Genomic DNA, 17,704 nt, shown 5'->3' on the forward strand with positions numbered 1-17,704 from the left:
CAAGGCGGGGAAATCCACGCCGTACTTTCGGGTCTTGCTCTCCGGCACCGGGATTTCATGCCGCATGGGAGATGATTCGGATCCGGCCATCGGCTTTTTTACGACGCGTGATGTGCACGCTGCAAACATCGAGTCAGCCGAGCGATTGGCGACAGATCAGGTGCTCACTCATTGGAAACCCGGCGGCGAATACGCAGCCGTCAATCAAGGTGGCATTCCATCGATCGCCATTGAGGAGTCATTCCAGATTGGCCTTCTTCGCGGCATTTTTGGCCGGAAACCGTCCGGATACACCTTCTACCTGCACGAATAGTGCGTAGCAACGCAGCCGGATAAGCGGGACGCCCTCTGGATTTCCAGCCGGATCTCAACCATTCCCGCCGCATGACGGAAAGTCCCTGGTGCGGCCGATAGCCTTGTCCCAGTCACGGAAGTCGCGGTCGACGATGCTCTCGCTACGCCGGACATGGCGGCAAGCGTGGCCCCAACCTATAAAGCTTTCTCGGGAGCGACAACCTTGCGTTGAGCTGGTTGTTCGTCGACTCAAATTCCCAGCTTCTCCGCGCACATCGTGTCGGCGATCTCTTCCGTACCCAGGATCGTCACGTACGGCTTGCCGTCGTCCTTCTTGCTGACCGTGCCGTAGAAACGCGTGGTGTTGGCGTAGCCGCAGACATGTTGCACCTTGCCCGACGGTTGGCCCTTGTCCTGGCCCACCACCACCTCGCGCAACTTCGCCGTGCCGCCATTGGCGTACTGCGCTTTCAGTGTTTCGCGGATGCTGCGGTATTCCGCGTCGGTCGCCGGCCGCACCGTCGCCGCGCCCGCGGCGGACAGCAACGATGCGAACAGGAAACAGGCCTGCGTCGTCCAGTGTTCCATGCGTTTCTCCATGGCAGCTACGAAGCGCCCGCCACGCTAGCCGGGCGACCGTGAGTCGACCGTCCATGCCGCGCCCCGCGGTTCATGCCACATTTCCTCAAATGATGCTTGAAACATCAATTTGACGGTGTGGTGATTGCATCTGCATGCCTCACGGGTACAAAATCCGGTCAGCAGACAGCCTTCCGCCGTACCGATGATCACCGCTGCGCAAATGCGGGCCGCCCGCGCCCTGCTCGGCATCGACCAGCGCCAGCTGGCCGAGATGGCCGGCGTGTCCCTGCCCACGATCCAGCGCATGGAAACCAGCAAGGGCCATGTGCGCGGCGTGGTCGGCACCCTGACCAAGATCGTCGAGGCGCTCGATGCTGCCGGCGTCGAACTGATCGGCAACGAGCAGCCCAGCCAGGGCCGCGGCCGCGGCGTGCGCATGAAGGAACCGGCATGACCGCGCCGGTGCGCCTGCCGCGCTGGGTCTGGATCGGCGTCATCACCCTCGCCTGCATCGCCGGCATGGTCAACGCGGTCGGCTACCTCGGCTTCGAACACCAGGCGGTCAGCCACATGAGCGGCACCACCACCCTGCTCGGCGTCGCCCTGGCCCGCGGCGACTGGCGCGGCGTCGCCGACCTGTGGGGCGTGCTGATCGCCTTCAGCCTGGGCGCCATGGTCAGCGGCCTGATCATCCAGGACAGCACCCTGCGCCTCGGCCGTCGTTACGGCGTGGTCCTGACCATCGAGGCCGGCCTGTTGCTGCTGTCGATCCCGCTGTTCGTGCGCGACCAGATCTGGGGCGCGCTGCTCGCCGCGATGGCCTGCGGCCTGCAGAACGCGATGGTCACCACCTACAGCGGCGCGATCGTGCGCACCACCCACCTGACCGGCATGTTCACCGACCTCGGCATCGGCCTGGGCCATTTCATCCGCCGCATGGACCTGCCGGTGCGCCGGCTGATGCTCAGCGGCCTGATCATCAGCGGCTTCCTCGCCGGCGGCATGCTCGGCGCCTGGCTGTTCCGCGCCCTGCACTACTACGCGCTGCTGATCCCCGCCGCGTTGACCGGCCTGACCGGGATCGGCTACGTGGCCTACCGCCACTGGACGCTGCTTCGCCTGCGCGAGGGCGCGCCCGCATGAGCGCCCGCTGAGCCGCCAACCGAACCGATCCGGAGACCGTCGCATGTCGCAAATCCTGCCGCGTGACTACTGGAAGATGTTCGAGCCGAAGCTGCTCACCGTGCTGCGCGAAGGCTACAGCGCCGCCGATTTCCGCCGCGACCTGGTCGCCGGCATCACCGTCGCCGTGGTCGCGCTGCCGCTGGCCATGGCGCTGGCGATCGCCTCCGGCACCACGCCCGAGAAGGGCCTGCACACCGCGATCATCGCCGGCTTCCTGATCTCCGCGTTCGGCGGATCGCGGGTGCAGATCGGCGGGCCGACCGCGGCGTTCATCCCGGTGGTGTTCGTCGTCATCGAGAAGTTCGGCTACGGCGGCCTGATCCTGTGCACCCTGCTCGCCGGGCTGATGCTGATCGGCGCCGGGCTGATGCGGCTGGGCACGCTGATGAAGTACATGCCGCAACCGGTGATCACCGGCTTCACCGCCGGTATCGCGGTCAGCATCTTCTCCAGCCAGGTCAAGGATGCGCTGGGCCTGCGGATGGGCGCGGTGCCGGCCGAGTTCTTCGAACGCTGGCGGGCGCTCCTGAGCCACTTCGACACCGCGCAGCTCGCCCCGATCTTCATCACCGGGCTCGGCCTGCTGCTGATCGGCGTGCTGCGCCATTACCGGCCGAACTGGCCGTCGTTCCTGATCGCGCTGCTGGCCTGCACGCTGTCGGCGCTGGCCTTCTCGCTGCCGGTGGAAACCATCGGCAGCAAGTTCGGCGACCTGCCATCGGCGCTGCCGGGCTTCGACTTCCCGCGCATCCCGTTCGAGCGCACCTTCGAGTTGCTGCCCAGTTCGTTCACCATCGCCTTCCTCGCCGGCGTCGAATCGCTGCTGTCGGCGGTGGTCGCCGACGGCATGACCGGCGGCCGCCACCGCTCCAACGGCGAACTGGTCGCGCAGGGCGTGGCCAACGTCGGCTCGGCGCTGTTCGGCGGCCTGCCCGCGACCGGCGCGATCGCGCGCACCGCGACCAACATCCGCTCGGGCGGGCGCACCCCAGTCGCCGGCATGCTGCACGCCGGCTTCCTGCTGGTGTTCATGCTGCTGCTGGCGCCGCTGATGCGCTACATCCCGCTGGCCGCGCTGGCCGCGGTGTTGCTGGTGGTGGCCTGGAACATGAGCGAGGTGGAGAATTTCAGGAACACCATGTCGGCGCCGAAGGGCGACCGGCTGGTGCTGCTGCTGACCTTCTTCCTGACCGTGTTCTTCGACCTGACCGTGGCGATCCAGGCCGGCATCGTGGTGGCGGCCTTCGTCTTCATGTTCCGCATGGCCGAGGCGGTGGAAGTCAGCTCGGGCGTACGCATCATCGACGACGACCTGCAGAACACCGACCCGGCGCGCGCCGCCGACGCCAACCAGCGCGCGCAGTTGCCGAAGGGCGTGGAGGCCTACCAGATCAGCGGGCCGCTGTTCTTCGGCGCGGCCAACCGCCTGGACAACCTGCTCGACCAGTTCCTCGCGCCGCCGAAGGTGTTCATCCTGCGCATGCGGCTGGTGCCGGTGATCGACGCCAGCGGCGTGCACGCGCTGAAGAAGCTGGCCGAGCGCTGCGAGCGCAAGGGCATCGTGCTGGTGATTTCCGGCCTGCAGGAACAGCCGAACCGGGTGATCGCCAACATGCAGCTGGCGCACCATGCCGGCGAGGTGCGCTTCGCCTCCGACTTCGAGCACGCGGTCCGGCTGGCCCGCGCGATCGCCGACCACCCGGTCACGGAACGGAGCGCCGCCGACTGACCGGACGCCGCAATCCGGGCACAATGGCGGGATGCCGCAACTCCCGCATCCCGCAGTCACGTCCGCGCTGACGATCGCCGGCTCCGATTCCGGCGGCGGCGCCGGAATCCAGGCCGACCTGAAGACCTTCGCCGCGCACGGCGTGCACGGGCTGTCCGCGATCGCCGCGCTGACCGCGCAGCACACCCGCGGGGTCGTCGCCGTGCACGTGCCGCCCGCGGCGTTCCTGCGCGCGCAGATCGACGCCTGCTTCGACGATTTCGACATCGGCGCGGTCAAGCTGGGCATGCTGGCGACCGCGGAGATCATCGATGCCGTCGCCGACGCGCTGGAGCATTACCGCCCGCGCTTCATCGTGCTCGATCCGGTGATGGTCGCCACTTCCGGCGCCAAGCTGCTCGAGGACAGCGCGCTGGATGCGATGCGCGCGCGGCTGCTGCCGCTGGCCAGCGTGGCCACGCCGAACATCCCCGAGGCCGAACTGCTGCTCGGCCACGCCATCGACGACCTCGCCGCGATGCGTTCGGCGGCAGGCGAGCTGCTCGCACTGGGCGCGCGGTCCGTGCTGCTGAAGGGCGGGCACCTGCGCGGCGACGGCGACGTGGTCGACATCGTCGCCGATGCGCAGGGCCGGCACGAGATCGCGCACCCGCGCCTGCGGCTCGAAGCCCACGGCACCGGCTGCACGCTGGCTTCCGCCGTCGCCGCCAACCTGTGCCTCGGCAGCGGCCTGCGCGACGCCTGCACCGCCGCCGCCGGCTACGTGCATCGCGCGCTGCGGTCGGGTTACCGTCCCGGCCGCGGCGACGTGCTCGTACTCGATCATTTCGGAGCTTCTCCCCGTCGATGACCACGCAAACCGAAATCCCGCTGTCCGCCGACGACGGCCACCGATGGAACCTGCTCGCCGTCGTGCCCGGACAGCCGCGGGCCGCATTGCTGTGGCTGCCGGCGCTGGGCGTGGCGGCGAAGCACTACCTGCCGTTCGCGCAGGCGCTGGCCGGGCGCGGCATCGCCGTCTACCTGCACGAATGGCGCGGCAACGGCAGCAGCAGCCTGCGCCCGGACAAGGCGCACGACTGGGGCTACCGCGAAATCCTCACCCTCGACCTGCCGCACAGCAGCGAAGCGCTGATGCAGGCGCAGCCCGGCGTCGCCCATTACATCGGCGGGCACAGTCTGGGCGGGCAGCTGGCGTGCTGCCACGCCGCGCTGCACGCCAGCGCGTTCCAGCAACTGTGGCTGGTCGCCAGCGGCACGCCGTACTGGCGCACCTTCCCGGCGCCGCGGCGCTGGCTGCTGCCGCCGACCTACCAGTTCATGGCCTGGCTGGCGAAATTCCGCGGCCGCCTCAACGGTCGCCGCCTCGGCTTCGGCGGCATGGAGGCGCGCAGCCTGATCCGCGACTGGGCGCGGGTCGGCCTGAGCGGGCGCTATGCCGCCGCCGGCCTGGACGTCGACATCGAAGCGGCGCTGTCGCGGCTCGCCATTCCCACGCACAGCGTGCTGTTCGCGAAGGACTGGCTGGCGCCGCGCGATTCGCTGGTCGGGCTGACCTCGAAACTGGCGCGCGCGCAATCGAAGACGATCGGCCTCAACGCCGCACAACTGGGCACGCGCGCCGACCACCTCGCGTGGATGAAGCAGCCCGACAGCGTGGTCGACTGCCTGCTCGAATGAACTATGCGGCGGCGTAGCCGTCCGGATTCATCGACTGCCAGCGCCATGCGTCGCGGCACATCGCGTCGACGTCGAACCGCGCCTTCCAGCCGAGCAGCCGCTGCGCCAGGGTCGGGTCGGCGTAAACCTCGGCCACGTCGCCGGCGCGGCGCCCGACGATCCGGTACGGGATCTCTCGGCCGGAAGCCTGCGCGAACGCGCGCACCAGCTCCAGCACGCTGACGCCGCGGCCGGTGCCGAGGTTCACGGTCAGGCTGCGGTCCTCGTGCTGCAGGAAATCCAGCGCGTCGGCGTGCGCGCGCGCCAGGTCCATCACGTGGATGTAGTCGCGCACGCCGGTGCCGTCCGGGGTCGGCCAGTCGCCGCCGAACACATCGAGGCAGTCGCGCCGGCCCACCGCGACCTGGCAAATGTACGGCATCAGGTTGTTCGGCACGCCGCACGGGTCTTCGCCGATCAGCCCGGATTCGTGCGCGCCGACCGGGTTGAAGTAGCGCAGGTTGACCGCGCGGAACGACGGCTCGGCTGCGCAAAGGTCGCCGATCAGCTGTTCCATCACCAGCTTGCTGCGGCCGTAGGGATTGGTCGCGCGCAACGGCGCGTCCTCGCCCACCGGCACCCGCTCCGGGTCGCCGTAGACCGTGGCCGACGAACTGAACACCAGCCGCCGCACGCCGGCGCGGCGCATCGCCTGCAGCAGGGTGATGGTGCCGCCGATGTTGTTCTCGAAGTAGTCGAGCGGGCGTTCGCAGGATTCGCCGACCGCCTTCAGCGCGGCGAAGTGCATCACCGCATCGATCGGTCGATCGCCGGCGAACAGGCGGTCGAGCGCGACCCGGTCGCGGATGTCGATGCGGTGGAATTCGAACGGCCGGCCGACCACCCGCTGCAGCCGCTGCAACGCCTGCGGCGAACTGTTGCACAGATTGTCGGCGACCACGACTTCATGGCCGCGCCCGGCCAGCACCACGCCGGTGTGTCCGCCGATGTATCCCGCCCCGCCGCACAGCAGTATCCGCATCCCCGCGACCCCGAACGTCAGCCCCCGCAGACCACCGCGATCGGCGGCGATCACCCGGGTAAACGCGAAGCCGGGGCATCGCCGGACACGCCCGCCTTCGCCAGTGCGTTGTCCTGTCGGCCGTCGTTTACGCGTTTCCCGGCTTGCACCCGCTAGACTCTTGGCGGCGCTTCCAACACAGGGGACGATAGCCTGATGAATTCCGCTGCACTGCCTGGGCTCGACCAGGCCCGGATCGCCGTGATCGGCCTCGGTTACGTCGGCCTGCCGCTCGCCGCCGCCTTCGGCCGGCACTACCCCACCCTCGGCTTCGACATCAACGCCCAGCGCATCGCCGAACTGCGCCGCGGCCACGACCACACCCTCGAGGTATCGGAAGAGGAACTGCGCGGCGCCGCGCAACTGCAATTCAGCGACGACCCGGAAGCGCTGAAGGGCTGCAACGTCTTCATCGTCACCGTGCCGACGCCGATCGACGAATACAAGCGCCCCGACCTGCGCCCGCTGGAATCGGCCAGCCGCACCGTCGGCCGCGCGATCGGCAGGGGCGGCGTGGCGGTCTACGAATCCACCGTCTACCCCGGCGCCACCGAGGAAGTGTGCGTGCCGATCATCGAGCGCGAATCCGGCCTGAAGTTCAACTCCGACTTCTACGCCGGCTACAGCCCGGAGCGGATCAACCCCGGCGACAAGCAGCACCGCCTCGAAACCATCACCAAGGTGACGTCCGGTTCCACGCCGGAAGCCGCCGACTTCGTCGACCGGCTGTACGGGTCGGTGGTTTCCGCCGGCACCCACAAGGCCTCGAGCATCCGCGTGGCCGAGGCCGCCAAGGTCATCGAGAACACCCAGCGCGACGTCAACATCGCCCTGATCAACGAACTGGCGCTGATCTTCCACCGCCTCGGCATCGACACCCACGAGGTGCTGGAGGCGGCCGGGACCAAGTGGAACTTCCTGCCGTTCCGCCCCGGCCTGGTCGGCGGCCACTGCATCGGCGTGGACCCGTACTACCTGACCCACAAGGCGCAGCAGATCGGCTACCACCCGGACGTGATTCTGGCCGGGCGCCGCATCAACGACGGCATGGGCGCGCACGTGGCGCGGCGCACGGTCAAGCTGATGCAGAGGCGCGGCATCCAGACCGCCAACGCCGACGTGCTGATCCTCGGGCTGGCGTTCAAGGAGAACTGCCCGGACCTGCGCAACACCCGCGTGGTCGACATCGTCGCCGAATTGCGCAGCTACAACGCCAACGTGCACATCCACGACCCGTGGGTGAGCCCGGACGAAGCGCTGGCGGAATACGGCCTGCCGCTGGTCGGTGCGCCCGAGCCCGGCAAGTACGACGCGATCGTGCTGGCGGTATCGCATCGCGAGTTCGTCCAGCTGGGCGCGGACGGCATTCGCGGCTACGGCAAGCCCGGCGCGGTACTATTCGACGTCAAGCGCGCATTGCCGCGCGCCACGGTCGACGACACCCTGTAGCGTCGCCGCCGCCCCCGCCCCGAATCGTCGAAGGTCAACATGCGCGTACTGGTCACCGGCGCCGCCGGCTTCATCGGCTTCCACCTCAGCCAGCACCTGCTGGCGCGCGGCGACGAGGTGCTGGGTTACGACGACCTCAACGCCTACTACGACCCGACGCTGAAGCAGGCGCGGCTCGACCAGTTGCTGCCGCAACCCGGTTTCCGCTTCGTGCGGGCTTCGCTGGAAGACGACGCGGCGCTGCAGGCCGCGTTCGAGTCGTTCGGGCCGCAGCGCGTGGTCAACCTGGCCGCGCAGGCCGGCGTCCGCTATTCGCTGGAGAACCCGCGCGCCTACATCGACAGCAACATCGTCGGCTTCCTCAACGTGCTCGAGGCCTGCCGCCACCGCGGCGTCGAGCACCTCGTGTATGCGTCCTCGAGCTCGGTCTACGGCGCCAACCGCAAGCTGCCGTTCGCGGTCGAGGACAGCGTGGACCACCCGGTCAGCCTGTACGCGGCCAGCAAGAAGGCCAACGAGCTGATGGCGCACACCTACAGCCACCTGTACGGCCTGCCGACCACCGGCCTGCGCTTCTTCACCGTGTACGGCCCGTGGGGCCGGCCGGACATGGCGCTGTTCCTGTTCACGAAGAAGATCCTGGCCGGCCAGCCGATCGACGTGTTCAACCACGGCAGGCACAGCCGCGACTTCACCTACGTCGACGACATCGTCGAAGGCGTCATCCGCACCCTCGACCGCGTACCCGGCCCCGATCCGGACTACGACCCGCTGGATCCCAATCCCGGCACGTCCAGCGCCCCGTACCGGGTCTACAACATCGGCAACCACAAGCCGGTGCAGCTGTTGCGCTACATCGAAGTGCTGGAGCAATGCCTGGGCCGCAAGGCGCAGATGAACCTGTTGCCGATGCAACCCGGCGACGTGCCCGACACCGAGGCCGACGTGTCCGCCCTGCAGCGCGACACCGGCTATTCGCCGGACACGGGCATCGAAACCGGCGTGCGCCGCTTCGTCGACTGGTACCGGGCGTTCTACCGGGCCTGAACTCCGCTGCGATTGCGCGATCGCGTTCGCGGCTGTCCGGATTTCCCCGCCGCCCGCGTTAGACGGGGCAAGTATCACCCACAGGGGGATTGCCCGATGAATCGCTTCCTTGCCGGCCTGGCCGTGCCGTTCCTGGCCCTGCTGTTGTCCGCCTGCGCCGGCGGATCCGCCTTGCAGGCGCCGCCGCCGCCGCAATCCACGGTCGCCGTCGATGCCTACCAGATCGGTGTCGACGACATCGTCCAGGTCACGGTGTGGCGCAACCCCGAACTCGGCATCACCGCGCCGGTGCGCCCCGACGGCAAGATCTCGGTGCCGCTGGTGGGCGACGTCGACGCGGGCGGGCGCACGCCGCAGGAAGTGGCCGACGACATCAAGCAGAAGCTGGCCACCTACGTGCGCGACCCGCAGGTCGCGGTGATCCTGACCGACCTGCGCAGCCACGAATACCTGTCGCGCGTGCGCGTGACCGGCGCGGTCCGCCAGCCGGTTTCGCTGCCCTATCGCCCCGGCATGACCGTGCTCGACGCGGTGCTGGCCGCCGGCGGCGTGACCGAATTCGCCGCCGCCGACCGCGCCGAACTGCACCGCAAGAACGCCGGCGAAGTCCGCGCCTATGCGGTACGCCTGGACCGCATCCTCAACGACGGCGATCTGGGCACCAACCACACGGTCTCGCCCGGCGACGTCATCACCGTGCCCGAACGGACGTTCTGAGGATGAACAACAACAATCTCCCGGTGCGCCGCGCTGCCGCCGCCGCGCCGAAAAGCAGCGCCATCGCGCTGACCCCGAACGAACTGGTTCCGATCCTGATCGGCGAAGCCAGGCGCCACCGCCTGGCCATGGCCTGCATCTTCGCCGCGATCGCGCTGCTGGCGCTGGTCGTCGGCCTGGCCATGCCGAGGAACTACGCCGCTTCCACCACCATCCTCGCGCAGGAGAGCGACATCATCCAGCCGCTGCTGGAAGGCCGCGCCGTGGCGACCGAAGTGACCGACCGCGCCGGCATCGCCCGCCAGGTGATCTATAGCCGCAGGGTGCTGGAGGAGGCGCTGAAGACCGGCGGCTGGCTCGACGACAAGCCATCGCCGCTGAAGCAGGACCGGCTGATGGAGGAACTGAAAGGCCGCATCGTCGTCACCAGCCCGCGCCCGAACCTGATCCAGATCGCCTACCGAGACAGCGACGCCAAGCGCACCTACGACGTCACCGAGCGCCTCAGCGCGCTGTTCATCGAGGAAAGCCTGGCGGCGAAGGAACGCGAGAGCCGCGAGGCCTACGAATTCATCGACAGCCGGGTGAACGACTACCACGCCAAGCTGACCGAGGCCGAGGACAAGCTGCGCGAATACCGCGCGGGCAATTCCGACGCGCAACCCGGCAGCGTCACCGATTCGAACACCCGCATCAGCTCGCTGCGCACGCAGGTCGAGCAGACCCGCATGCAGCTGATGGAACAGCGTTCGCGCGTCGGCGCCATCTCCGCGCAGCTGTCCGGCGAATCCGCGGTGACCGCGGTGCAGACCCGCGAGAACCTGTATCGCGCGCAGTTGATCGAACTGCAGTCGCAGCTGGACCAGTTGCTGCTGAACTACACCGAGCAGCACCCCGACGTGCTGCGCGTGCGCCACCAGATGGCGGACCTGCAGCGGGCGCTGGTCCAGGAACAGCAGCGCCGCGCCGCCGCGCCGCAGGGAACCAGCCCGTTCGACCAGGCGCAGATGAACCCGCTGTACCAAGAGCTGCGCAGCCAGCAGGCGCAGGCGCAGCGCGAGGCCGCCGCGACCCAGTCGCGCCTGTCCATCGCCGAGTCGATGCTCAACGAAGAACTGGCCCGCAGCCACCGCATCGCCGAATCGGAGAGCGCCCTGGCCGAGCTGACCCGCGACTACGAGGTCAACCGCGACATCTACCAGGACCTGCTCAAGCGCCGCGAAAACGCCCGCGTGTCGATGGAGCTCGACCGCGAGAAGCGCGGCCTGACCCTGCGCGTGCAGGACCCGGCCACGATGCCTTTGCGCCCGACCGGCCTGCGCTTCCTGCACGTCGCCGGCGCCGGCCTGCTCGCCGCGATCGCGGTGCCGATGGGCCTGCTGTTCCTGCGCGCCCGCTTCGATCCGCGCATCCTTTCCGCGCGGCAGCTGCAGCAGGCCACCGAGCTGACCCTGCTGACCACGGTGCCCACCTACCACTCGCCGCGCGACCGCCGCCTGCTGCTCAAGCGCAACGCGCTGAGCATCGCCATGCTGGTCGTCGTCGTCGTCGCCTATGCGGCGGTCTTCGGGTTCAAGCAACTGGCCGCCGCGTGAGGACCAAGACATGCAACGACAAGCCACGCTGGAACAAGTCCCCTTGGATACGCTCGTGAACCAGGACAACGGATACCCGCACGGCATGCCCGATCGCGCCCAGGCGGCCCGGTCGCTCGCGCTGCTCGACGAACCGAAGGCGCTGACCCCGCGCGAACTCGAGGACCGGCGCCTGATCCACCGCAACGATTCGGTGCGCGAGCGGGCCGACGCCTTCCGCGAACTGCGCACGCGCCTGCTGGCGCTGGGCGGCGACACCAACTTCGTCACCCTGGTGGCGCCCATCTGCCACGGCTGCGGCGGCAGCTTCGTCGCCCGCAACCTGGCCGCGGCCTTCGCCTTCGACGACAGCAAGACCGCGCTGCTGGTCGACTGCGACGCGCTGCACCCGTCGCAGCACACCGCGCTGCACGTCGACGCCAGCCAGGGCGGGCTGATGGACTACCTGGACGAGCGCCAGACCGACGTCGCGCGCATCCTCTACCGCACCGGCGTCCCGCGCCTGCGCCTGATCCCGTGCGGCAGCCAGCGCGAAACCAGCGGCGAATCGTTCAGCTCGTTCCGGATGCGGGCGATGGTCGATTCGCTGCGCAGCCGCTACCCCGACCGCTACCTGATCCTCGATGGCCCGCCGGTGCTGGGCTCGCCCGACGCACGCATCCTCTCCGGCCTGGCCGACCTGGTGGTGCTGGTGGCGGGTTACGGCAAGGTCACCCCGCAACAGATCGAGAAGGCCGTCGCCAGCTTCCAGCCCGGACAGGTGGCGGGGGTCGTGTTCAACCAGACTCCCTGAACGCGCAAGGAGCAGGCAGATGCCGATCAAGTACGTCCGTGCCTCGGTCATCACCGCCGCCGCGCTCGCCGGCGCCGCCACCGATGCGTGGGCGGCGCGCGTCGACTACACCGTCGACGTGGGCGTGGAAGACAACGACAACGTCACCTACTCGGCGGTCGATCCGATCGCGCAGCGCTACCTGCGCGCGGGCCTGGGTTTCGCCATCACCGAGAATGTCTCCGCGTGGCAGATGAGCCTGACCGGCCGCGCCGAGTACCGCGACTACCGCGACGACTTGTTCGGCAGCACCGTGGACGGCGAGCTGGCCGGGCGGGCGAACTGGGTCGCATTGCCCGAACGGCTGTTCTTCACCGTCGAGGACAGCCTGGCGGTGCAACCGGTGAACGTGCTCGCCGCGGATGCGCCCGGCAACCGCCAGCAGGTCAACGTCTTCGCGCTGGGCCCCACCCTGCTGTTCAACATGCCCGCGGCGATGCAGGGCCGGGCCGAGCTGCGCTACGTGAACAGCGACGCCGAGGTCACCGACGAATTCAACTCGCAGCACGTGGCGCTGGCGTTGCGCGCGATCAGGGAACTGTCCCCGACCAGCCGCCTGTCGATGAACGCGCAGGTGCAGCGGGTCGACTTCGACAACGACGTCGTCGCGCGCGACTACAACCGCTACGACCTGTTCGCGCGCTACTCGCGCAGCCTGGCCCATTTCGAACTCGGCGCCGACCTCGGCTATTCGCACATCGACTACCGGCGTGGCGAGTCGCGCTCGGACCCGTTGCTGCGGCTGGACGCCGAATGGAACCCGACGCCGAGCAGCCAGTTCACCGCGGCGGTGGCGCGCCAGTTCTCCGACACCGCCACCGACGCACTGCGCGGCGTGGAAACGGCGGCCCCGTCCGGCGAGCCGGCGGACACGCCGGCCGAAGTGCCCGGCCAGGTGCTGACCGGCGACGCCGTGGTCAACGCTTCGCCGTACGAAGTGCGCAGCGCCGACCTGGGCTACGCCTACACCGGCCCGCGCCTGCACTTCGCCATTTCGCCCTACCTGCTGAAACGCAACTACATCGATTCCGACGAATTCGACCAGAAGGGCCATGGCGGGCGCTTCGACCTGGAGTGGACGATCCGGCCGCAGCTCACGCTGGGCACCTACGCGACCCACGAGAACCTCGAGTACACCGTGCTCGAACGCGAGGACAAGACGCTGCGCCTGGGCGTCCTGCTGCGCTACCGCTGGACCCGCCACCTCGGCGTGAACCTGCAATGGGAGCGCTACAAGCGCGAGAGCACCGAACCGGGCCAGGACGTCGAGCAGAACATCGTCTACCTGAGCCTTTCCTACTCCAACCGCTGAGGAGGCGCCGGATGCGCGCCGAGCCGCCGCCGAACGCCCGAACCGGCCGCAACCGCCCCCATGCCTGGCCAGGCGCGGCGCTGTTGACGCTGGCGCTGCTGGCCACCGCCATCGGCCAATGCAGCGAGAACCGCGCGGAACCGGCCGCGCAGGCCGTCGCCGCGCCCCAGCCGGGGCAGGACGCCGCTGCGCCGGCGTCGGCGCCGGCGGGCGCGGCGAAACTGAACTTCGACCTGGCGCAGGTCGACCGCAGATCGCCGGCCTACTCGCGCTTTCGCAATTGGGTGGACAGCGCGGTGTCCGGCAACCCGGGCTATGCGTTCGCCGCCAGCGACGCGGCGCTGATGGCCCTGCTCGACGGCAACCGCAAGTACTGCGAACTGGCGGTGCGCATGGTCGAGCGGCAGGTCGCGGATGCCGAGGCCGCCATCGCTTCCGGCGGACGCCCGGAGATTTCCGGCGATTCCTACCTGGAAGTGGGCCCGATGATCGCCGACCTGGCGACGACCCTGCACGCCTGCCCGGCCGGCATCGACGATGCGCAACGCAAGCGCTGGTCGGCGTACGCCGAGCAGGCGGTGTGGAACGTGTGGCATCCGTCGGCGGCGCAATGGGGCGGGCGCCCGCATCCGTGGAGTGGCTGGTCCACCGACAATCCCGGCAACAACTATTACTACAGCTTCCTCGAAGCGACCATGTACTGGGCGCTGGCCAGCGGCAGTTCGACCTGGATGCGGGAACTGCGCGAACGCCGGCTGCCGCCGCTGAAGAAGTACTTCGCCGCATTGCCCGGCGGCGGCAGCCGCGAAGGCACCGGCTACGGCGCGGCGCAGATGCGCCTGTTCGGCCTGTACCGACTGTGGCGCGACAGCACCGGCGAAGACCTCGCCGCGGCCAGCGCGCATGCGCACGACAGCATCGCCTACTGGGTGCACGCGACCGTGCCGACGCTGGACCGCTTCGCGCCGATCGGCGACCAGTCGCGCAATTCGGTGCCGGAACTGTTCGACTACCACCGCCGGCTGGTGCTGGAAGCGCGCCAGTTGACCGACCAGCCGGAAGCGCTGGCGATGTCGTCGTGGTGGCTCGGCCACATCTCGGTGCCGCGCATGGGCCAGGGTTTCAACAGCCGCTACGACCTGCTGCCCGCCGGCAAGGACGGCGCCCCGCCCGCGCAGCTGTCGTACTTCGCCGAAGGCACCGGGCATTTGTTCGCGCGCAGCGGCTGGGACAAGGATGCGATGTGGCTGTCCTTCACCGCCGGCCCCTACGACGAAAGCCATGCGCACCAGGAGCAGGGCTCGTTCACCCTGTTCGCGCGCGACTGGCTGGCGGTGCCGGAAAACATCTGGAGCCACAGCGGCATCCAGCAGGGCACCGAAGTCCACAACGTCGTGCGCTTCGAACGCAGCGACCGCGACGCGCCGCAATGCGCCGCGCCGCGCGGCGACGCGGTCGTGCACCAGTGCGAATCGCCGCAGTCGCGGCCAAAACTGGAAGTGGCCACGCACGCGGACGGATCGCTGACCGCCAGCGCCGACCTGACGCCGGTCTACCGCGGCAATCCCGCGCTGGGCGGCTGGCAGCGGCAGATCGACTTCGGCGACCGCAAGCTGACCGTGCGCGACCGCTTCCGCCTGGCGCCGGGCACGCGCGCGATCTTCCAGGTCAACGTGCCCGTGCAGCCGCGCATCGAGGGCAACGAAGCGCAGGCCGGCAGGCTGCGCATCCGCGTGCTGGAACCGGCCAACGCGGTATTGCGCGCGCACGACTGGCGCAGCGTCGACGCGCAGGAGTTCCGCAGCGGCTGGCGGCTCGACGTCGAGGGCGGCCAGGACGGCTATCTGGTCGAATTGAGCGAACGCTAGCGGTTGCCCTTGCGCAGCGGAGCCCGGTGCCGCAAGGCACGGACCGCGCCTGTCCCTGTCCGACTCCCAGCTGAACAAAAAAGCTTAGGGTTTCGCCGCGACGGCCGAAAATCACATTTCTCCACGTTACTGAACGCCCATAATCCGCGCGCCGTTGCGAGGATCGATGTGGCTGGGGGGAGCCGCAGCGGAGCGATACCGCCATCCGGGTCGCTTTCTTTGGAGTTCAGACCGCTGTCTTGACGTTCGAGCGCACGGCTTCCTTGTCCAGGAGTCCCCCATGCCGCTCGCTACCCCGTCCACCGCCCGCCTGCCGCGACTTTCCAGCCGATGGCGCGGCCGCCTTCCGTACCTGCTGTCCGCCGCGCTGATGCTCGCCGGACTCGGCGCCGCCAGCGCCGCCGGCCTGCTGGGTCCGCGCATGGAATGGCGCGCGGAGCGCGCCTGGCAGGACACCTACCGCGCCATGGCGCGCGGCGTCGCCCTCGCCCGCCTCCGCTTCGCGATCCTGGCGGCACGCCGGGAAGCGATCGCGAACCGCTCCCCCGCGCCGGCACCCGCCGCGGGAACCGGCGCCAGTGCGGCCAAGGCAGGCCGCCCGCTGCCGGCGCCAGCGATGCCCGCAACCGGCGCCGCCGCGCCCAGCGCGCCGACCACGGCCACGGGCGGGACGTCCTATCCGTCCAGCGCGCAGCAGCCGCGACGGGTCGGCCTGCCCTCCGCGCTGATGTACGCGGACAAGAACACGACCGCCTACACCCGCTTCAAGAGCTACGTCGACAGCAACGTCAGCAGCAGCGGCGGCAGCTACGGCTTCCGCGCCGCCGACGCGGCGCTGATGTACGAACTGTCCCCGGAAACGAAGTACTGCACGCTGGCGGTCAACCTGGCCGAGCGCCAGGTCGCGGCTGCCGAGTCGCGGATCGCCAGCGGCCAGAACCCCGAGGTCGCGGGCGATTCCTACCTCGAAGCCGGCGACATGATCGGCGACGTCGCGACCACCTACCACACCTGCGCCAGCTTCATCACCGCATCGCAGCGCAGCCGCTGGTCCGCCTATGCCGAGCAGACGGTCTGGAACATCTGGAACTACGGCAGCGCCAAGTGGGGCAACCGTTCCGCCCCGTGGACGGGCTGGTCGACCAGCAACCCGGGCAACAACTACTACTACAGCTTCCTCGAAGCGACGATGACCTGGGCGCTGGCCAGCAACAGCAGCACGTGGCTGAACTTCCTGCGCACCAACAAGCTGCCGGCGCTGCAGGCCTATTTCGCCAAGCTGCCCGGCGGCGGCAGCAGCGAAGGCACCGGCTACGGCACCTCGCACATGCGCCTGTTCTCGCTGTACCGGCTGTGGCGCGACGGCGCCGGCGTGGACCTGGCCAACACCAGTCCGCACGCCACCGACAGCATCTACTACTGGATCCACGCGACCGTGCCGACGCTGGACCGCTTCGCGCCGATCGGCGACCAGTCGCGCAATTCGGTACCGGAACTGTTCGACTACCACCGCCGGCTGGTGCTGGAGGCGCGCCAGGTCAGCAACACCCAGGGGGCGCGCAACCAGGCCACCTGGTGGCTGCGCAACATCTCTGTCGCGCAGATGGGCCAGGGCTACGACTACCGCTACGACCTGCTCCCGGCCGGCGCCACCCCGGTCGCGCCCACCGACCTGATCTACCACGCCAAGGGCGTCGGCCACCTGTTCGCGCGCACCGGCTGGGACCGCAACGCGATGTGGGTGGCGATCGTCGCCGGCCCCTACAACGAGAGCCACGCGCACCAGGACCAGGGTTCGTTCACCCTGTTCGCCGGCGACTGGCTGGCGGTCACCGCGAACATCTGGAGCAGCAGCGGCATCAACCAGGGCACCGACGTGCACAACCTGGTGCGTTTCGTCCGCAACGGCTCCGTCGCCCGCCAGTGCGAATCCACCACGCGCGCGTCGACGCTGACCGTCACGCCGGGCAGCGGCGGCGCGTTCACCGCCAACGCCAACCTGACCCCGGCGTTCTGCGACAACACGGCGGTGACCTCGTGGCAGCGCCAGTTCACCTTCGGCAACCGCAAGCTGACCATCCGCGACCAGTTCTCGATCGCCAGCGGCACCACCGCGACCTTCCAGATCAACGTGCCGGCGCAGCCCAGCTGCAGCGGCCGCGAGGCGACCGCCGGGCGCCTGCGCGTGCGCGTGCTCGAGCCGTCGAACGCGACCTTCAGCCTGTGCGGGCCCGGCAATTACGTCGAAGGCGGCGGCCGCTACCGGATCGATGTCAGCGGCGGCACCTCCGGCTATCTGGTGGAGCTGAGCGAAGCCAGCTGACGCCCCGTTCCGTCGACTGCGGCGGGACCGC

Annotated in this window: 16 protein-coding genes; 14 read left to right on the plus strand and 2 right to left on the minus strand. The window is 69.2% G+C overall.

What is annotated here, in order from left to right:
- Positions 1 to 64 precede the first annotated feature (64 nt).
- Positions 65 to 313 (plus strand): hypothetical protein, encoded by a 249-nt coding sequence (locus tag CSC71_RS02465; RefSeq protein ID WP_162372759.1) that lies wholly within the window; start codon positions 65 to 67, stop codon positions 311 to 313.
- A gap of 230 nt (positions 314 to 543) precedes the next feature.
- On the opposite strand, the gene CSC71_RS02470 is transcribed toward CSC71_RS02465, so the two are convergent.
- Entirely contained in the window at positions 544 to 882 is a 339-nt protein-coding gene (locus tag CSC71_RS02470) for a hypothetical protein (protein WP_162372760.1), read from the minus strand.
- A 214-nt stretch (positions 883 to 1,096) separates the two neighbouring features.
- Between CSC71_RS02470 and CSC71_RS02475 the strand changes: the two genes are divergently transcribed.
- The 5 genes from CSC71_RS02475 to CSC71_RS02495 are packed head-to-tail and all read left to right on the plus strand — an operon-like array spanning position 1,097 to position 5,470.
- Positions 1,097 to 1,330: a helix-turn-helix domain-containing protein gene (locus tag CSC71_RS02475; protein WP_246191931.1), complete on the plus strand. Its 234-nt coding sequence runs from the start codon at positions 1,097 to 1,099 to the stop codon at positions 1,328 to 1,330.
- Entirely contained in the window at positions 1,327 to 2,019 is a 693-nt protein-coding gene (locus tag CSC71_RS02480) for a YoaK family protein (RefSeq protein ID WP_162372762.1), read from the plus strand. The genes CSC71_RS02475 and CSC71_RS02480 overlap by 4 nt, the downstream gene beginning before the upstream one ends.
- Before the next feature lie 43 nt (positions 2,020 to 2,062).
- Positions 2,063 to 3,790, plus strand: coding sequence for a SulP family inorganic anion transporter (locus tag CSC71_RS02485; protein WP_162372763.1), 1,728 nt, complete (start codon positions 2,063 to 2,065; stop codon positions 3,788 to 3,790).
- A gap of 31 nt (positions 3,791 to 3,821) precedes the next feature.
- The gene (gene thiD, locus CSC71_RS02490) at positions 3,822 to 4,640 is read left to right on the plus strand and encodes a bifunctional hydroxymethylpyrimidine kinase/phosphomethylpyrimidine kinase (protein ID WP_162372764.1); all 819 of its coding nucleotides are present in this window, start codon (positions 3,822 to 3,824) and stop codon (positions 4,638 to 4,640) included.
- The gene (locus CSC71_RS02495; RefSeq protein ID WP_162372765.1) at positions 4,637 to 5,470 is read left to right on the plus strand and encodes an alpha/beta hydrolase family protein; all 834 of its coding nucleotides are present in this window, start codon (positions 4,637 to 4,639) and stop codon (positions 5,468 to 5,470) included. The genes thiD and CSC71_RS02495 overlap by 4 nt, the downstream gene beginning before the upstream one ends.
- A 1-nt stretch (position 5,471) precedes the next feature.
- On the opposite strand, the gene galE is transcribed toward CSC71_RS02495, so the two are convergent.
- A complete protein-coding gene (gene galE, locus CSC71_RS02500) occupies positions 5,472 to 6,491 on the minus strand; it encodes a UDP-glucose 4-epimerase GalE (protein WP_162372766.1) in 1,020 nt (339 codons plus the stop codon).
- A gap of 195 nt (positions 6,492 to 6,686) precedes the next feature.
- On the opposite strand from galE, the gene tviB reads away from it, so the two are divergent.
- From tviB to CSC71_RS02540, 8 genes are all read left to right on the plus strand, one after another.
- Positions 6,687 to 7,979 carry a Vi polysaccharide biosynthesis UDP-N-acetylglucosamine C-6 dehydrogenase TviB gene (tviB, locus tag CSC71_RS02505; RefSeq protein ID WP_281351919.1) on the plus strand — a complete coding sequence of 431 codons (1,293 nt, stop codon included), beginning with the start codon at positions 6,687 to 6,689 and terminating at the stop codon, positions 7,977 to 7,979.
- 39 nt (positions 7,980 to 8,018) lie between these two features.
- Positions 8,019 to 9,026: an NAD-dependent epimerase gene (locus tag CSC71_RS02510; RefSeq protein ID WP_162372767.1), complete on the plus strand. Its 1,008-nt coding sequence runs from the start codon at positions 8,019 to 8,021 to the stop codon at positions 9,024 to 9,026.
- A 96-nt stretch (positions 9,027 to 9,122) separates the two neighbouring features.
- On the plus strand, positions 9,123 to 9,743 hold the full coding sequence (locus CSC71_RS02515; protein ID WP_162372768.1) for an XrtA/PEP-CTERM system exopolysaccharide export protein: 621 nt from the start codon (positions 9,123 to 9,125) through the stop codon (positions 9,741 to 9,743).
- A 2-nt stretch (positions 9,744 to 9,745) separates the two neighbouring features.
- Positions 9,746 to 11,338: an XrtA system polysaccharide chain length determinant gene (locus CSC71_RS02520; protein ID WP_162372769.1), complete on the plus strand. Its 1,593-nt coding sequence runs from the start codon at positions 9,746 to 9,748 to the stop codon at positions 11,336 to 11,338.
- An 85-nt stretch (positions 11,339 to 11,423) separates the two neighbouring features.
- Complete coding sequence (locus CSC71_RS02525; RefSeq protein ID WP_246191932.1) at positions 11,424 to 12,131, plus strand: P-loop NTPase family protein; 708 nt, start codon at positions 11,424 to 11,426, stop codon at positions 12,129 to 12,131.
- Between the two features lie 19 nt (positions 12,132 to 12,150).
- Positions 12,151 to 13,482: an outer membrane beta-barrel protein gene (locus CSC71_RS02530; RefSeq protein WP_162372771.1), complete on the plus strand. Its 1,332-nt coding sequence runs from the start codon at positions 12,151 to 12,153 to the stop codon at positions 13,480 to 13,482.
- 11 nt (positions 13,483 to 13,493) lie between these two features.
- The gene (locus CSC71_RS02535) at positions 13,494 to 15,350 is read left to right on the plus strand and encodes a hypothetical protein (protein ID WP_162372772.1); all 1,857 of its coding nucleotides are present in this window, start codon (positions 13,494 to 13,496) and stop codon (positions 15,348 to 15,350) included.
- A 280-nt stretch (positions 15,351 to 15,630) separates the two neighbouring features.
- Entirely contained in the window at positions 15,631 to 17,673 is a 2,043-nt protein-coding gene (locus tag CSC71_RS02540; protein WP_162372773.1) for a heparinase II/III family protein, read from the plus strand.
- Positions 17,674 to 17,704: the final 31 nt, after the last annotated feature.

This window comes from Pseudoxanthomonas sangjuensis, from assembly GCF_010211755.1.
In the GTDB taxonomy this organism is placed as follows: domain Bacteria; phylum Pseudomonadota; class Gammaproteobacteria; order Xanthomonadales; family Xanthomonadaceae; genus Pseudoxanthomonas_A; species Pseudoxanthomonas_A sangjuensis.

Bases quoted from the DNA above. Each gene is read 5' to 3' on its own strand.
- CSC71_RS02465 (WP_162372759.1), top strand. From the start codon at position 65: ATGGGAGATGATTCGGATCCGGCCATCGGCTTTTTTACGACGCGTGAT.
- CSC71_RS02470 (WP_162372760.1), bottom strand. From the start codon at position 882: ATGGAACACTGGACGACGCAGGCCTGTTTCCTGTTCGCATCGTTGCTG.
- CSC71_RS02475 (WP_246191931.1), top strand. From the start codon at position 1,097: ATGCGGGCCGCCCGCGCCCTGCTCGGCATCGACCAGCGCCAGCTGGCC.
- CSC71_RS02480 (WP_162372762.1), top strand. From the start codon at position 1,327: ATGACCGCGCCGGTGCGCCTGCCGCGCTGGGTCTGGATCGGCGTCATC.
- CSC71_RS02485 (WP_162372763.1), top strand. From the start codon at position 2,063: ATGTCGCAAATCCTGCCGCGTGACTACTGGAAGATGTTCGAGCCGAAG.
- thiD (WP_162372764.1), top strand. From the start codon at position 3,822: ATGCCGCAACTCCCGCATCCCGCAGTCACGTCCGCGCTGACGATCGCC.
- CSC71_RS02495 (WP_162372765.1), top strand. From the start codon at position 4,637: ATGACCACGCAAACCGAAATCCCGCTGTCCGCCGACGACGGCCACCGA.
- galE (WP_162372766.1), bottom strand. From the start codon at position 6,491: ATGCGGATACTGCTGTGCGGCGGGGCGGGATACATCGGCGGACACACC.
- tviB (WP_281351919.1), top strand. From the start codon at position 6,687: ATGAATTCCGCTGCACTGCCTGGGCTCGACCAGGCCCGGATCGCCGTG.
- CSC71_RS02510 (WP_162372767.1), top strand. From the start codon at position 8,019: ATGCGCGTACTGGTCACCGGCGCCGCCGGCTTCATCGGCTTCCACCTC.
- CSC71_RS02515 (WP_162372768.1), top strand. From the start codon at position 9,123: ATGAATCGCTTCCTTGCCGGCCTGGCCGTGCCGTTCCTGGCCCTGCTG.
- CSC71_RS02520 (WP_162372769.1), top strand. From the start codon at position 9,746: ATGAACAACAACAATCTCCCGGTGCGCCGCGCTGCCGCCGCCGCGCCG.
- CSC71_RS02525 (WP_246191932.1), top strand. From the start codon at position 11,424: ATGCCCGATCGCGCCCAGGCGGCCCGGTCGCTCGCGCTGCTCGACGAA.
- CSC71_RS02530 (WP_162372771.1), top strand. From the start codon at position 12,151: ATGCCGATCAAGTACGTCCGTGCCTCGGTCATCACCGCCGCCGCGCTC.
- CSC71_RS02535 (WP_162372772.1), top strand. From the start codon at position 13,494: ATGCGCGCCGAGCCGCCGCCGAACGCCCGAACCGGCCGCAACCGCCCC.
- CSC71_RS02540 (WP_162372773.1), top strand. From the start codon at position 15,631: ATGCCGCTCGCTACCCCGTCCACCGCCCGCCTGCCGCGACTTTCCAGC.